The organism is Sphingobacterium bovistauri (assembly GCF_020295405.1).
Taxonomy (GTDB): Bacteria; Bacteroidota; Bacteroidia; order Sphingobacteriales; family Sphingobacteriaceae; genus Sphingobacterium; species Sphingobacterium bovistauri.
This window is the reverse complement of the sequence record NZ_JADEYP010000008.1, coordinates 111,811-129,489: the sequence shown is the minus strand read 5'-3', so window position 1 is coordinate 129,489 and position 17,679 is coordinate 111,811. Positions and strand designations below refer to the sequence as shown.

The window sequence follows — 17,679 nt, the reverse complement described above, 5'->3', positions numbered from 1 at the left end:
CTTAGGTGACATCTTCAATAAATGTAAGGATAAAAAAGTTGCTTTTACAAAGTTAGGACTGTGGCACAATCAAGTAGAAAATGCGGGAATTGCTTCATTTGAGAGTGTAGCAAAATCAATTGCTGCTAACCATCCTCAAATTCTACATTACTTCGACAATAGAAGTACAAACGCGTCCGCAGAATCCTTCAATGCAAAACTTAAGGCATTCAGGAGTATGTTTCGAGGTGTAAGAGATACTACCTTTTTCCTATACAGAGTGATGAAATTGTATGCTTAAAAATGATTATCCCCCCAAGGATTCAGCTTGATCCGATTTGGCACCAGCATACTAATTTATGTTCAATTTTTTCCTTTGTTTCCAGAAAACAACCTAACTCACTAAAAAAATATTGAGAAATTAAAACGATCCAGTCTTTTAATAGAAAACGATATTTTTGGATTTTGAATTATAGCTGTAAATTCTATTTGGCAATTAGCTTAATATAACCTCTGCTAGGAAATAGAAATTCTTGTTTCCTATATTATGCCCCCCTGTCCTATTTCGACCACATCTTCTACAAAATACCAAGTGCTATTGATATATTTTTAATCCTTATCATGTACTTTAAAGAATACATATTTGATTCTTATTATTGTAGCACATAATACAACATTGGTCAAAATCATTCCTCGAATAATATGATATTATGGAGTCAAATCGCATTGTTATCAAATTGTTACTCATGCATTTTCGTTGGATTAAATAAAATATAGTAAATTAAAACCAATTATATTTAGCAAGCTCCGTATTATAATCTATTCTACTATGAAACCTTTATTTAGGAAAGTTCCATCACAATTCGAAAATTCTTTTGTCGCTCGTCATGATATCATGCCAAATTTTGGCAATGTATGGCACTATCATGAGGAAATTGAATTACATTATACAATTAGAGGTAATGGTATTCGGTTTATTGGTGATAATATAAGTAAGTTCGAGCCAGGCGAAGTAATTTTAGTAGGAAGCATGCTTTCTCATGCATGGAGATGTAATGAGGAATATTATACAAATGATCCTAATTACCAAGTAGAGGCTATTGTCATACAGTTTCATCCAGACTTTTTAGGAAGGCAGTTTCTATCAATGCCCGAGATGTATCTAATCCCACACCTTTATGAGATATCGAAGAAAGGAATGGTCATTAAGGGAGAAAATAAGACTAAGATCACTGAGCTCATGCGTAAGTGTGTAGAAGAAAACGGAATGGATAAGATTGTTACTTTTTTATCCATATTAAAAATACTAGCCGAGAATCAAAACTATGAAACCTTAGTCAATGTACAGAGTACTTATAGCCCCGGTAACGAATCAGACAATAAGCGATTGAACGATGTATTAAACTACACCTATGCAAATTTTCGAAAAGATCTAAGTTTAGAAGATGTTGCCAATATGGCGCACCTAAGCGTGACCTCATTCTGTCGTTATTTTAAATCTATGACCAAGAAGACATACAATGATTTCTTGATAGAGATACGCATAAGTCATGCCTGTCGATTATTGGTAGAAAATATATTACCTACCGAGGTTATCTGTTTTGAATGTGGATTCAATAATGTATCCAATTTCTACAGACATTTTAAAAGAGTTACGAATATTACCCCAATGGAGTATAAGAAAAAATACCTTGTACGCTCTAAGATCAGCGTATAAATCTATATGCTAATTAAAACTCACTCAAGTATTCCGATTGGCATAAGTGAGTGAGTTTTAATTTACTTAACTTCTAAATAATCCAACATAATATCGTCTGCATCTTCAGAATACAAATTCACAATGTATGTTCCTGCATTTATCATAGTAGTTGTATTTTCATTTAAGTAATTCCATTTACCCTCGCGTGTCGGGTCAAATAATACTTTTGTTCTTTCTTTTAGAACAGTACCATCAGGATACAAAACTTCATAATAACCAACTTTTGACTCTTTGAGTGGATTATGATATTTAAATGTTAAGGCATAAATATCTGCTGCCCCGACTGCAATTTCCCAACCTACCATACTACTATTTTTGTCTGTAAATTGAAATCTATCCTGCTCCATAAAGTGAACTTTAATTACATCTTTATATATTTTGGATTGATCGGCTTTATAAACCTTAGCCTTTTTAAGATCATAAGCCGGCTGAATACCACTAATTCTTTGATAGGCAACAAGTTCAATCGCACTTGAATGTGTCAATTCAAATTTCTCTCCGGGATTAATTATTTTGCGAAACACAGCAAACTTTTCACCGTGATTATTACGAATGGAATCACCCGTGATTTCAAAACCTTTTGGTACTGAATTAGTAATTAAATAAAGATTAGTTGCATATTTAAATGCTAAAGAAATCCGCTTAGAATCTTCAATTTCATTTAAAACTAAATAATAACTACCATATAGACTTGGCGCTAAATCGTGTATAGATTTTTGCTTTACTTCATTATACATACTGCCAATATCCAATGCTGAATGAATAGCTTCATGCATCGAAACATCACCAATGATATTATAAGGTACATTGGCTATTAGAGATTTATTCTTATCAACTGAGGCTACAGCTATAGCATTAATAATAACCTGTCCTACTGACACTTTAGGGAAATCAATATTAAGTATTCCATTAACTACCCTAGCACGATAAGTTTTCTTCAATGCTTTATCATGACCTACAGACTTCCATATGTCCAAATCCTTTTCTACGGTTTGATTATTTATACGGATATCAAATAATCTTCTGCCAGAGGCCGTCAGTGCTCCTCCAGTACCTATCCATGGCTCGGCGAAATACAATTCGATTTCATACTCACCATTAGGTAAATGGAAGGTATATCCCATCTTATGCAGCCCATAACGGAACGTCTGAAATAGCGGCCAATCAGCTGTACCTTTAATTGGATCAAAAACTCGACGTTGACTTGCAAATAGTGGATTGATCTCACTGAATTCATCTGTCCAACTATGGGCTCCCCAATCGACACCGTCATATGCCTTATCGGCTAACCATTTCTGTCCAAAAGTATCGGTATAAGAGTCCCCTCCACAATTGACGCGGTATAAGTAATTTAAATTTTGCTTTCCTTTCAATAATGTAGACTTACTGTCTACTAATTGGTAAAAACTCGGACTTTGTGGTAAATTGAACAAAACAATAGTGTCGCGTGCAACAATTCTGTTATCTATACGACCAACAGCATACAACACATTGTATTGAATAGGTACGTTATTAAATTGAAAATGTGTTCCTATTTTACCTTTGGATTGCTTACCTAATGAAATATTATCAATATCGTTGTACAATTCCACTTCATCACAGTTGGAATAAATACGGATATCGTTTTTGATACCTGCTTGAAGCCATCTATTAGGCCAAGTGTGCGAAGCTATGTAAAGCATAGGGTCAGACTGTGGCGCATAGTTAGCACGATACATGAAATAAGCATCAGTGGGTTCTAACCACGGTGTCAATAGTCCTTTATAGTTTACAGGACCAATCTTATCAATATCTCTATAGCCCTCACCACCTTGTACCCTTCCCGGGTTATCATGTGATGTCCATAGCCAATGGTAATGACCTACTATTTCATCTTTTACAGAATCCGCTAGTCTGATTTTTGTTTCCAATATTTCGGTAAACCGTCCTTCAGAATATACATTATCATTAGGTAGATAAGGCTGTTCGACATGAAGTTCTAAAGTGCGCCAAGCGCCAAATTCACCTACTAGCTTTTGTCTTTTCAAATCTTCACCATATGTGTTGTGGTGACCACCATAAGTTCCTGTCCAGTTTTGTGGCACATCCCAGTCTGTTCCTTTTCCCCCATTACATGTGGTCACTAGACGTTGTTTAGAGGCTGTAGGATCCAATTGACGAATGATCTCTGTACATTCCTGTGCAAAATATTCTGGTAGCTTGCTTTCATTCTGAATACCCCACAAGAAAACAGAAGGGCTGTTACGTCGTTCTTTTACCCATTGGGCCAATAAAGTTTTGAAGTTCTCTTTGAAAGCAGTGTTGTCAAACCATATGTGCGCAGACATCTGTGTCCATAATAATACACCCGACCTGTCCCAATATTCCTGATACCTTAGGTTGTGAGGCTGGTGTGCATCCCTAAAGGAATTGAACCCCAAAGATTTCATTTCACTCGCACGAGCATAGACTTCGGCATCAGTGAAGGCATGAGAATTACCAAACTTATGCTCATACTCTGCAATACCATTTATAAACACAGGCTTATCATTCAAATACAATCTGCTGTATCCCTCGCCTTCGGTGTTTTTAGTCCATGAGAATTTTCGGATACCATATTTAGTAATCTGCTGATCTATGATTTTTCCATTCTGTAGAACTGAAGTTTCCATACTATAGAGGTGTGGCTGTTCGATAGACCAAAGTTTTGGATTAAGAACCTGTAAATTTGATAAAGAAAACACTTTAGTTGCCTTTGATTCAATACTTACTCGATCATTGGTACTATAAATTGGTTTATTTTGCGGATCCAGTACCCTGGTTCTTATAATCAATTTACGTGAGCTATTCGAAGTATTTGTTAGTTCAACAGTTTGCTGTATCTCAGCCTGCTTGGCTGATATCGATGTATCATTCCAATAATGTGTTCCGAATGGCACTATATTTACATCATTTTTTATAACTAATGATACTGGTCTAAATATTCCTAAAGGTTGAGAACCTTCAGAGAATCCTCTTTCCGTCGATGATCCCCCATCTACCCATGGTAAATCTCTTATATTTAAAGGATGTTCTGCTTTGACAATTAGTGTATTCTTTTTGTTGTCTTTATGAATTGCTTTGGAAATATCTAGTGTAAAAGTTGTCCTACCCCCAGCATGGCTACCTACTTTAGTACCATTCAGCCATACAGTAGCATAGGAACCTACGCCCTCAAAAAACAGATAAAATCTTTTATTGGAAGATACATTTGGAGTTTCAAAGGTCTTTTTATACCATGCTGTAGTATGTAAGTTACCATGAAATAATCTCCTGTATCCATAATAATCATCCCAATTATGTGGTACAGATACAGATTTCCAATCCTTATCCAAAGAAGGTTTTAATAAAGAAATACTATTAGGGTCAAGGGAATTATTCGTATCCAATCTAGTTATCCAATCATCATTTAACAACGTTGTAATTCGCACTTCTTGTCCAAAAGAGCATAAGTTACTCATCACAAGAAATGCTGTGCTTATCAATATCTTCAAATACATTAAATTCTACTTAATAAGTGTAAGGTTTGCGTCGAATATATATGTTTTTCCTTTTTCTGTAGTATACTTTTTATGAATTGAACCCTGTTTCAACTGGAGTAAACCACCGGATAATGACTTAATTTTCAATTCAGTAACCCTATTATCTTTCCACGACATATCTACGACAAAACCTCCTCGAACTTTAACGCCTTTAATCTCGCCAAATGAAAAGTCTTTGGATAAAGCAGGAAGTAGATGGATATATTGTGTATGACTTTGGATTATCATTTCGATAATCCCTGCTGCACCACCAAAGTTACCATCTATCTGAAATGGTGGGTGTGCATCAAATAAATTAGGATATGATCCTCCATTTTTGTCAGCAGGACGTAGAAGCATTTTTACTAAATCACGGCTTTTGTCTTCATCCAACAGTCTAGCCCAAAAATTTATTTTCCAAGCTAAACTCCAACCTGTACCTTCATCTCCACGATAAATTAAAGATTGTTTTGCCGCATTCCATAAATCTGGAGTCTCTAGCCAATTGATTTCATTACCTGGATGCAATGCCCATAAGTGCGAAATATGACGATGTTTGTTATTGACATTATCCACATCTTCTATCCATTCTTGCAATTGTCCATACTTTCCAATTTTATCTTTAGCAACTTTTGGCAACATCACTTGTATTGAATCTCTTAGCGCGGCATCTACATCCAATAGTTTTGAGGCATCAATATAAGTTCGAAATAAATTTCGCACGAGTTGACTATCCATTGCAGGACCTATTACTAAACCTCCATGTTCGGGTGAGTTTGATGGACTCGTAACCAGTTCACCTGTTTTGTGATGAGGAACCAAGAAGTCTTTAAAAAACAATGTAGCTCCTTTGATGATATCATAATTCTCCTTCAAAAGATTTAAATCTTGATTATACAAATAACTTTCCCAAATATGATGTACCAACCAAGCTCCGCCAGTAGGCCAGATACCATGATTTGAGTTATTTATTGGCGCAGTACCTCTCCATAAATCTGTATTATGATGCAAAACCCATCCTCTAGCATTATAATATGATTTTGCAGTCTCCTTCCCTTTCTCACTTACTTCACGAATAAGTTTAAACAATGGCTGGTGAAGTCTGCTTAAATTAAGAACTTCGGCTGGCCAATAGTTCATTTGCAAATTAATATTGGTGGTATATTTACTATCCCATGATGGCTCCAACAGGTGATTCCAGACTCCTTGTAAATTAGCTGCCTGTGTCCCTTCTCTAGAACTAGCAATTAATAAATATCTACCATATTGCACGTATAATGCCGCAAATGCAGGATCCACTTGTGACGAAAATTCTTTTAATCGTTGATCTGTTTCTTTGGTATTTTGAGGGCCTAATTTAATAGAGAAGCTATCGAAAAGTGATTTGTAATCCTTTTGATGGATTTTTCTTAATTCTTCAAATGTAGTCCCTTTTATATTATGCATTGTACTTTCAGCCCTTTCAATCGAATTGGCTGAAACGGTATTGTAATTTACAAAGTTAGTCGCTGCAGTAAGATATAAGGTTGCTGCATTAGCTCCTCTGATAAGTAGCTTATTTCCTTTGGAAGATATATTCCCCCCCACTAATTTTACATGTAGTAGTGCATCACCTTTTAACACACCATTTTTTACTTGTACTTTCAAATTTATGGTTTGTTTATCCAACAATTTGATTTCATGTTGAAGGTGTTTACTTGCTAATTCGACTTCAAAAGATAGCTGTTGTGGCTTGCTTGATTCATACTTAATAACTAAAGCATTGTCCGGAAAACTTGCGAAATAAGTCCTATTATATGTTGTTCCATTACTTGTATAAATAACTTGTGCTTCTGCATTTGCAATATCCAAAGTACGCCTATATTGGGATACATCTTTGTGAGGGAAATGTACTTTAATATCACCAAAAGGCTGGTAAGTTGCTTGGAATCTCCCTGCCAAAGGCGCGTTGGTATCTTGAATAAAATATTTCCAATCTCCGTCAAGGACGACGGTGTCTTTTTTGTTTTTTAGTCCTATTTTGATCGAAGTATCTTTGTACCCCGCTATTCCACCTTTGCCTATAAAATTTAGTACTTGAACAGCAATTATGTTTTTACCCTCACGTAGTAATCCTTTAGGGATTTTATAATTTCTTACTTTGTCAAAATGATCTTCTGCCCCCACTAATTGCCCATTTATATAGGTAAAATCCATATCACGGACCTTGTTCAGATCTAAAGTCCAATCATTTTGTATTTGTTGTTTGGTAAGAAAAATCTCTTTACGAAACCAGACAGCACCATCAACACCTTCTAAACCTACTGTCTCCCATCCTTCGTAGCTTGGAACTTGCAACGTTTTCCATCCCTTGTCATCGTACTTATAAGTAGAAGGATTATTACCCTGTTCTCTTGTTTTTTTGATCCTATCTAACCACTCCTTACTATCTTCTTGTGCGCTTTTCTCTCCCATGAACTTTTCCATAGCTAGCTTCTCTGCCTTAGACTGTTCATCGTTAATAAGCATGGATCGAATACTATCCAAATATGCATAAGCACCTCGTTTATTGTAATTTCTAGGCCCATGCGTCCAAAGCGTTTCTTCGTTGAACTGTATGTGTTCTTGTTCAACACCTCCAAACACCATTGCGCCAATTCTACCGTTACCAATTGGTAAAGCTTCTTCCCAAATACGAGCTGGCTTATCATAACGTAATATCAGGTCATCCTGTGCCTGCAACGCCAAAGCATGCAAACACAGAATTCCTAAAAGAGACATAAACTTAAATCGTAGTGCCATTTATTGAATGTTGTTGCTCAGTGTAACTTGTTGTGTATTTCCTTGAGTAACTTTAGTTGTATTTTTTAAATTGTTGTTGTGAACAGTTATTTGTTTATTCTCACTACCAAGCAATTCTAAGAACGTAGATGATTTGAAAGGGAAATTGTTTGAAATATTAACTTGACTTACGTTTTCTAACTGTATATGAGATTTTTGGTTGTTCACATTATAGTTTTGAATCTTTTGAATATCTAAAAATTCAGCATTAGAAGCTTGAATGGTTGGCGTATTGTGCACGTCAATTTGTATATCGTAAAGTGAAATTTTGCGAGCATACTCTACTAATATACCAGATGTTGCTTGCATATTAATATTACTCAAGCTTATATTTTCAATTGGCATCTCTTCTAACCCTGAAATACGTGCTACACGATTGGTACTCCCCGCAACATTACTGATAAATATATCTTTGAACTTAGGTGTACGTTCGGAAACTGGCTCTTGATCACCTTTAGCATATCGCATATCTAATACGATGGCTTGATCACGAATATTACGCATTACTATATTACTTACACGTACATTTTCTACTACACCACCACGACCACGCGCAGTCTTCATACGGATACCTCTATCTGTACCATCAAATATACAATTTGAAATAACTATATTTTTAACACCACCAGACATCTCGCTACCAATTACAACACCACCATGACCTCTCATCATCGTACAATTGGTAATCGTGTAATTTTCCGCTGGGATATTAACTTTTCTTCCTGAGCGGTCTTTACCAGATTTGATCGTGATACAATCATCACCTACTGAAATAAATGAGTTGGCAATACGAACATTACGACAAGATTCAGGATTTATTCCATCCGAATTAGGCGACGGTGGATTATTAATAGTGATACCGTCAATCAATACATTTTCACAATATTGAGGATTGATGGTCCAAAAAGGTGAATTAACAATTGTTATATCTTTAATTTGAAGATTATTACATCTTAAAAATTGAATAAATGGTGGACGTAAAAATCCTCGTTCAACCCAGCCTGGCAAATCTGGTGCTAAAACATCTTTATTTAGGCGTTTGAACTCTAATTGCCACTTGCTATTCTGCAGTCCATTTCTAACATCTACTTCAGAAAACTTCCACCAATTCTTGCCATGTCCATCGATTTTGCCCCTACCTACAATAGCAATATTCTCAAGATCTGTACCATAGATAAATGGAGAAAAGTTAGTTACTTCTGTACCTTCCCAACGCGACTCTACCATGGGTAGATAATGATCGAAATTATCACTAAAGTGCAATTCGGCCCCCGCATCAATGAATAATGTTATATTACTCTTCATGTGAATAGGTCCTGTAATATATTTACCAGCAGGGAAATATACAGTACCACCACCTTTGGATGAAGCCTGCAAAATCGCTTTACGAATCACGTCTGTATTCAGGCCTGTGCTATCGTTCTTAGCACCCAAATCAAGAACATTTATTGTATGTTGAGCTAATGTGATATTACTGAATAGCAAACTAAGCAGTAACAAATTTAAATAGTAAAATTTCATTCTTATTTAAGTTTAATTTTAATGTCTTTTAGTGATGATGAAGAAGATATTAATTCGCCATCCACGAATATTTTAAGCCCCTTTCCTTTTTGGTAACGTAGGCCTGCTTTGTCCCAATAAATATTGATGTCCCTTCCTTTGTATCTTAGGTTTTCTAAAGCGAAGTAGTCCCAAGTACCTTCAGGTATTAATGGATTTAACGAAAACGAATTGTCTAATGAAGGTTTAAACCCTAATAAATCATTTATTATCACATCAGCATAGGTCGAGTGATTATAAAATTTACTTCTAGGATCATCACCTTTTAGCCAATAGCCCGATTTGTCGTCTTGATATTCGCCTACATAGGATTTACCATTCATCACATGGGATTTCGCATATTTAGCAACTTGATTGTAGAAATCAGCTTTCGTAATACCGGCGTTATTTTTATAATTGACTAAGAAGTTTGACATTCCTTTCAAGGTTTGTGAACTAGCAAAAGGCCAAATCGGTCCATCCCATTCACAACTTCTCCCGGTCCCTCTTGTTTGGAAAGTAGGCTCTCTACGTTCTGCAGTTGTTAGCCCCCATTGTCCATTGAAACCATCTGGATCATTTACTTGCTTCCAAGCTTGCGCATATTCTGGGGCATCAGGTACGATGTTAAAATACCATGGAATAAAGCCGATAGCTTCTCTTGCATGATGCAATTGACCCTTCTCTAGTTTTGTCTTAAAGAACTTATCGGAATTATCCCACAAAGAATCTATTACATTACTTTTGAAAGTTTTAGATTTAGCTTCATATTTTTGAATGAGGTCAGTTCTCCCTGCCAGCTTAGCTAATTCTATCATAGCTGCAGCGTTAGCATACATATAACTGTTTATAGTAGGTCTCATATTTTTGACATTTCGCCCTCCAGAAACAGACTCTTCCATACCATCTTTCACATCATGTTGCCAGAAAAGTCCATTATCTAATAGCCTTTCCTTCTCCCAAGTATCCAAGTCACGGTCTAAATCATCAAGACGACTCAATACATAATGCTTATCGTTGTCAACTTTATAATATTGCAACATAGCATCAGCTATCCATGAACTAAACTGATGAAATCGTGGTCTGGATTGGCCTTGGTCAGCATGGTAAAACCAAAAATCAATATACTCTTTCAAAAAATCATTGTTACGCAGCCATCTCCCCTCGTATACATGGTGCCCCAGGGCACAGCTAATAGAATTGAATTTACCAGCGTGTTTTACTGGCTCAATAAATTCAGTGACGATGATTCCTTCAGGAGTCTGCTTGAGGTGTTTTCTATAGGACCACCATCTAAAATAATAAGTCTGTTCGATAGCTGAATCAGGTATATCTACTAGTGGAATATTGAGCTTAAGCCATTCAGCACTCCTAGAATTAGGCACCATATTTACAACAGCTTCATTATCTTGACTATTAAATTTGCTGACGTAATTATCGATTTTTTCAGTAAGATTTGTCTGTGAAAAGGCATAACATGGTGCCAAATAACAAATTGACAATATAAAAAGTTTCTTTATCATAGTTTAGTGTCGTTAAAATAACCAAATAAATCATCAAGTTCATCACCTTGATTATCTATATCAGCATTGTAGGAGTTTTTTAGGTAGTTATCATCAATAATTCCTACAATAATACATTCTCCTTTTGGAATTTTCAATTCATTCTTTCCAACGGAAAAACTATAGGTGTGAATATCTACCATTGGCATATATTGAACTCTGAGTGCATTTCTAATTTTTGTTTCTGCTTGCCCATAGTTATTTGCTGAAGCATCTATCTCCAATACAGGTTTTGGAGCAAAAACTTTATCCTCACTCTTAAAAAATCCTACCAAAATCTTTATAGGCTTAGTATTATTAAAGGTAAAGTGAGTACCTTCTGTTTTTTGTAATTCAGAATTTGTTCTAATAGCTTTTATACCTACAAGTTCTTCAGGTAAATGTGTAATTACAAGCTCTTGATTACTGAAAATTTTAGCTCCTTTTTTTAATTCAACATACTCAACGTTAGTATCAAAATCAATATCTACTGAATTGTATTTTTCCTTACTAACGACACTTATAGTACTTAGTTTTGCTAATGAATCTATACTTGTTTTGAAATTAAAATATTCCTTTTCAAAAACTGGTAATAAATCCTTCCAATGTTTAAATTCCCCATCGATACCGCGCATGGGAATCTTACGTTGCTTTGTTTGCATACTATTAGCATATAAATAGTTATCACTAGTTAGATTAACTAATTCCTTATATGCATCCACACTCTTCTTAAGATCAGGTAGTGAACTTCTAAGTATGTTAATGTCCTTATCATACTTGTATTTTAATATTGTCAAAGCTGCATTCACTTTATAACTATAATGTTTTGCGAGTGTATGATGAATATGTATGTCATTAATCCATCTTTTAAAATCTTCCTGATTCCTATTCGCTTTTTTAAGTATAGAAATGTACTCTACAGCCTTCTCAGCGTGGGTAACTATCTCTTTAGCGACCTGAAGTGGAGTTTCTCCTATATGAGGAGATCCTTTGGCCTGCTTTTCGGCATATTCAATTACCATTTCTCCTTCAGGAGCTTCTGATTCGTACAATAAAGTGAATAGACCATATCGATAAGGATTAATCAATTGAGTCATTAACATTCCTAATGAAGAAGTTTGCCTATTGCCATCGGTAATACCGAAACGTCTTAATATCTTGGGAGAAATTTCACCAATTTCCTCAATAGCCTTTAATAAAGCCTTACCTTCATCTATAGAAATATCATAATGCTCTGCTATGGCTTTGCTCCAAAAGACTTCTTCTTGTGATTTAGTATAGGTACGGTTCCAGCTATATCTCGCCCAAGCTTTATACCACATCCAATCTCTATCAACTTGCAGCATTCTTTCATCAATTTTGTCTGCCGTATATGGCCAGTCCCAGTACGAAGCTTGTGGATAAATATGTATAGCTTTTGATTTATAAATATCGTGCATTGCATATACAGATTTTTGAATAAAATCAGGCGATCCATATCTAAAAGGTTCTAGATTAGCCAGAATATGAACATTTTGAACGTGAGTGGTACCAATATTACTAAGATTTTGATGTAATTCTGCCCATTTACCTCTTGGTGTATACGTCGTCAGAGCTTCCCCATTATATTTTGCCATTGTATACAAATTACTATAAATGGGTTTAGACGCATTCATTACCGCTACAGCATCGGTATCGTGTGCTCGTAGTATTATTGGTGGTTCTATAGATATATTGTTAGCTTTGAGACCATCCTTTACTCCCGGTATTATTGTTTTTGTAAACCATAATATATCATCATTACCAACACCTTCCATAGCTTCACCTAATGTTACCAATAAACCAACATTAGGGTATTTTTCTACAAAAGCAGCAATAGATTTACGTGTATAATCTTCAATTAAAGGTGTTATTACTCGATTACGGTCTTGTGTTTTTAAGTTATGTTTTTCTGCAAAAGGCTTTGGTAATAATATATTATAAAACATTTGAATTAGCCATATACCTCTTTTATTTGCCTCTTCTGCGATAAAATTATACATCTGCTCATTTTTAACAAATGTAGCTTCATCTACTTCCAGTGCATAGGGGTAATCTTTTAGCTTGACGAGAGAAGAAAATGGATGACCATTCCATAAATACAATGAATTGTATTTATTAGCTTCCATCATGTCAAGATATTTTTTCCAATGATTTTCATCATAGAACCACGGAAAAGATTCTTCGGTAAAAGGATATTCATATACATCACGCCCAGGCAGATATTCCGTCTTTTGTAAACCAATACTTGTACCGCGAAGCACCATCTCCGGTGACTCAAATACATCAATAGTTTGTTCTAAATAAAGTTTTTCGGTGATTAATTTATTGATAGCATATAATACACCAGATTCATCTTTAGCAAGAATGAATAATGGCTCTTTTACACTAGATCTAAACAACACAAATGACTCTGGTTTATCTAACAAGGCTAGTTTTGAAGATATAGCAGGAAATTTTGAGGATTGTATAGATGATGCTAATCCTATATAAATATTATTTTTAGATAACTTAATATTGGATGTATATTCTTTTGCACTTCTAAATCCTGTTGCATTATTAAACTTACTAATTGCATAATCAAAACGATCCGAATTCCTTATTCCTATTTTGGAATAATATATATCATAATTAGCAGACAATAAACTTATTGGCATTAAGTTTAAGAACGCTAATATCACAAATAAGCCTTTCATAAAATATCTTTTAAAAAATAATGTTTGTTACTATTTTTTATTGGTTATCACTTTTTCAAATAAAGTGAAAATCATGCTTCATACAGTATTGGTAATTAGCGGATCTTTATACAATATTATCCTTAATCATGCTTTGGTCTTTTAGCGATCAATAATCAACTTAAAACACATTCAGATGGAGTATAGAAATGAGACTTTGACTATAATATTTTGGCAACGATTTCGTGTTTTAAGTTTAATAATTGCATTTTTTTTAAGGAGATTTGGGTTTGCAATTAATGTATACTTATTATGGATAAAATTTTTAGAATAGTATGATGAAAGTCCTAGTGTGTGAAACGCCAAATAAACTAAACTTTACCGAACAAGTAATTCCTACACCTAAAAAAGGAGAATCATTACTCAAAATCAAAAGAATAGGTGTATGTGGAACGGATATCCATGCCATTGCGGGCAAACAACCATATTTTACATATCCAAGGGTCTTGGGACACGAAATCGCTGCTGAATACGTCGAGGGGGATGCTGCAAATTTATCACCAGGTGATAAGGTAACAGTAATTCCTTATTTGACACAAGGCATTGATATCGCATCAAAAATGGGAAAACCAAATTGTGCTACAGATATGAAAGTATTGGGTGTACATATAGATGGCGCGATGTGTGAGTATATTGTTGTGCCGACTGCAGCTTTAATTACCACAAAAGGCATGTCGTATGATCAGTTGGTTTTGGTAGAGCCTTTGGCTATTGGTGCACATGCTATTAGGAGAGCTCAAATCATACCTGGAGAGTTTGTTTTTGTAATAGGCGCTGGGACTATTGGATTAGGTATTATTAAGTTAGCAAAATTAAGTGGTGCAAAAATAATCGCAATGGATGTTGATTCCTCTCGATTAGCACATGCCAAACGATTAGGTGCAGATTATACGCTTAATCCATTGGGTGATGATATAGATGCTAATTTGACAAATATTACCAAAGGCGATATGCCTACATTAATTTTTGATGCTAGTGGGAATGTACAGATAATTAATAAGGCTTTTAATTATATGGCTCACGGAGGCAGATACGTGTTAGTAGGTATTCAAAATCAAGATATCGTCTTTAGTCATCCCGAATTCCACAAGCGTGAAGGTACATTAATGAGTAGCAGGAATGCTGTTAAAGACGACTTCAACGATATTATATTCAAATTTCAAAATAAGTTGTTAAAGCCTGATGATTTTATTACCAAAAGAGTGAAATTTAAAGATGCTCGTGAATATCTAAGCGAAAGTCCTGAAGTACTAAAATCTGGAATAAAGACTGTTATTGAGTTTTAATAATTATCAATTACCCCATTAAGTAGTTTATCAATTAAAACTATTCTAATGGGGTATTTTTTTGTGCTATGCAAAATAAATTGCAAAACTTATTTCCAATCAAATTTTAATTGTCTTCGTAGTAAATCTACTTTAGTTAAGACAAATTTGAACGTCTTTTAATCTTTCTTTAGGTAATACGACTAAATCTTTTACAACACCATCTATAAGTCTACCAGAGACAGTTGCATTTTGTGATGCATGAAGTTTGAAGTCAACATCCCAATCCTTTGGCCAAGCTGGAAATAATAATATCTTATCATCATTAGTTTGTAATAACATCTCCTGCAGACCAATCATTCCTGATCCCCCCCAATTATGATCTGGAACCCAGTCAAAACCTGGCCCCCAAAACGTAGGAAATCTTCTTTCTGAATCCTTTAATTTTAGTGTAGTATATTTCTTTGCTTCATCCGTAAGACCAAGTCGCGCCGCGAAAATATTATCTTGTTTCCAACCAACATGACTGCGAAATTTCAATAGATCTGTATCATATTTATAGGTATTGATAGCTATATCAATATCTGGCTTACCGACACCATAAAATCCCCAAGGATATACCCCATATAGCTGCGGCGCTTCGGTATTATTTACTCTAGCCCAAATTTCTGCTGGAGCTAGCATTTCTTTCCCATCTAATATGCGCTTTGGTAAAGGAGGTATTTTTTTCAAGAAGTTTTGTAAATACGCACGATCGCTATTTTTAAGTACTGAAGTATCTAATGAAACTAACTTTTGAGTGACCCCTTGCAATGCAGCTATAGTTGTTGAAGCATTATATGCCATTTTGTATGTCTCGGCTGAAGATCCAGGATAAAAAATTAAATGCCCCTTCTCATTCAAAGCCTTATTTCCCAATTGTCTAGCTCTAAACTGATAATGTTCATCAAAAAATTGAATACTACTCATTACAAAAGGAATATACGCTGAAACGTCTTCATTATTATATGATTCTAATTCGAGCATCATCATACAAAATTCTAAAACAGTATCCCATTGATGTTCTAACCATGCATTATATTCTATACCAGGATCGAAGCTTTCGGGTCTTTTCCAATTATATTCAGCTGGATTTGGTAAGCCAAAATTTTCAATTTGTTCTGTAAAACTAGCTCCCAAGTGTCCCCAATATACCTTTGAACGTAATTCAGCATTTTTTTGAATTCGTTGATAAAACTTAAATTGTGAGGGCATCATATCAAAATCACCACTCTTTAACATAGGCCAATACACTAATCGTTGGTTTTGTGCTGTATGCGTACCTCCTCCCCAATTCCTAAAATCAGGGGTGAATTTAAAGTCATTATTGATAGATGAAGGATCATAAGTGAATAAACCGCCATTAAACTTTGTCGGGTAATCTCCATATGCATTACATGCCAGCATGTACCTAAACAATTGATAATTTCTACCGACCTGCCAAGCTTCAGAATACGCTGATTTTTCCTTAGGTCGTATTATAATGTGGCTACGCTGCCAGAAATTGTGCCACCACTGTTCGTTCTGCTTTTTTACTTCAACAATCGATGTTTTATAGGCTGCTCTTTCAGCTAGTTTTGAAAACCAAGAAGAAATATCTTTTGATTTATCTACAAACAGAACAACTAGTAAATTATGTCTCTTTGCTTCCTTCTTACTAGATAAAACCCAAGACTTATAATCTGTATCCATATATTTACCATTTGTGGTAGATACAAATTCTAAATTACTACCTTTTAAAATACCTCCCGAAATAAGATTTTGTAATGGATTATATAATGAGTCTTTTACACTATCCATTTTCTGCTGTTTTACCACAATGTCAAACACTGTGTGACTTTTATTTTGATGGTAAAAGTGAATCTCGTTGTTAACGACTCTGATGCTGTCCTTATGTGTGATGACCTTGTGTGGAGGTGCCCATTTCCAAGAATTCATGTTATTCTCTCTTTTTTCAGGGAAAAGATCTTTATATCTCCATGATTCGTAGGCTGCTTTTAAATGGATATTTTTTAGTGATTTAACTTCAATATGGATATTCGGACGAAACACATCTACAAAAACCAATATATCCACTTTATTGCCATTGTGTTCCGCTGATATTGTAGCATGCCCTTTATGCAATACAAGCTCTTGAGAAAAGGACTTTCCAGCAAATGGATTTGGTAACAAATCCAATTTAATACGTCCCAACTTAAGTAAGGTATTATTCTCATCGAAAGCTCCTGTTTTACCAAGATAAAGATAAACTTGACCCTTTTCTACCCAAAGGTTAACACCGATATCTCCTCCCCCAACAGGCATTGATTCAGAAGAATTATTGCTTTGAGAAGTCCATTTCACATTATAATCTTGGATTGACTGCGCTATTGACGTGTCGTAAACAGCAAAAATTAACAAGGAAAAGAAAATATAGAATTTTAGAATCATACTTTTTAAATCTGT

9 protein-coding genes are annotated in these 17,679 nt (G+C 35.0%); 3 read left to right on the top strand and 6 right to left on the bottom strand.

The genetic code is table 11. The features are described 5' to 3' along the window. Positions 1-280: transposase (locus IPZ78_RS06240; protein ID WP_225552138.1), on the top strand; the 280-nt coding region annotated here is incomplete at its 5' end. Between the two features lie 528 nt (positions 281-808). Continuing rightward, positions 809-1,696, top strand: a complete 888-nt coding sequence (locus IPZ78_RS06235) for an AraC family transcriptional regulator (protein WP_225552137.1) — start codon at positions 809-811, stop codon at positions 1,694-1,696. 62 nt (positions 1,697-1,758) lie between these two features. Here IPZ78_RS06235 and IPZ78_RS06230 read toward each other — a convergent pair whose 3' ends face one another. The 5 genes from IPZ78_RS06230 to IPZ78_RS06210 are packed head-to-tail and all read right to left on the bottom strand — an operon-like array spanning position 1,759 to position 13,891. Then, positions 1,759-5,217, bottom strand: coding sequence for a malectin domain-containing carbohydrate-binding protein (locus IPZ78_RS06230; protein ID WP_225552136.1), 3,459 nt, complete (start codon positions 5,215-5,217; stop codon positions 1,759-1,761). Positions 5,218-5,262: 45 nt separating this feature from the next. Continuing rightward, positions 5,263-8,058 carry a glycoside hydrolase family 95 protein gene (locus tag IPZ78_RS06225; protein ID WP_225552135.1) on the bottom strand — a complete coding sequence of 932 codons (2,796 nt, stop codon included), beginning with the start codon at positions 8,056-8,058 and terminating at the stop codon, positions 5,263-5,265. Next, the gene (locus IPZ78_RS06220) at positions 8,059-9,618 is read right to left on the bottom strand and encodes a glycoside hydrolase family 28 protein (protein ID WP_225552134.1); all 1,560 of its coding nucleotides are present in this window, start codon (positions 9,616-9,618) and stop codon (positions 8,059-8,061) included. 2 nt (positions 9,619-9,620) lie between these two features. Continuing rightward, positions 9,621-11,159: an MGH1-like glycoside hydrolase domain-containing protein gene (locus tag IPZ78_RS06215; RefSeq protein WP_225552133.1), complete on the bottom strand. Its 1,539-nt coding sequence runs from the start codon at positions 11,157-11,159 to the stop codon at positions 9,621-9,623. Further along, positions 11,156-13,891, bottom strand: coding sequence for a hypothetical protein (locus IPZ78_RS06210; RefSeq protein ID WP_225552132.1), 2,736 nt, complete (start codon positions 13,889-13,891; stop codon positions 11,156-11,158). Before IPZ78_RS06210 ends, IPZ78_RS06215 begins: the two co-directional genes overlap by 4 nt. A 314-nt stretch (positions 13,892-14,205) precedes the next feature. On the opposite strand from IPZ78_RS06210, the gene IPZ78_RS06205 reads away from it, so the two are divergent. Beyond that, a complete protein-coding gene (locus tag IPZ78_RS06205) occupies positions 14,206-15,216 on the top strand; it encodes a zinc-binding alcohol dehydrogenase family protein (RefSeq protein WP_225552131.1) in 1,011 nt (336 codons plus the stop codon). 132 nt (positions 15,217-15,348) lie between these two features. Here the strand turns inward: IPZ78_RS06205 and IPZ78_RS06200 are convergent, their stop codons facing one another. Beyond that, on the bottom strand, positions 15,349-17,664 hold the full coding sequence (locus tag IPZ78_RS06200) for a DUF5703 domain-containing protein (protein ID WP_225552130.1): 2,316 nt from the start codon (positions 17,662-17,664) through the stop codon (positions 15,349-15,351). Positions 17,665-17,679 lie beyond the last annotated feature (15 nt).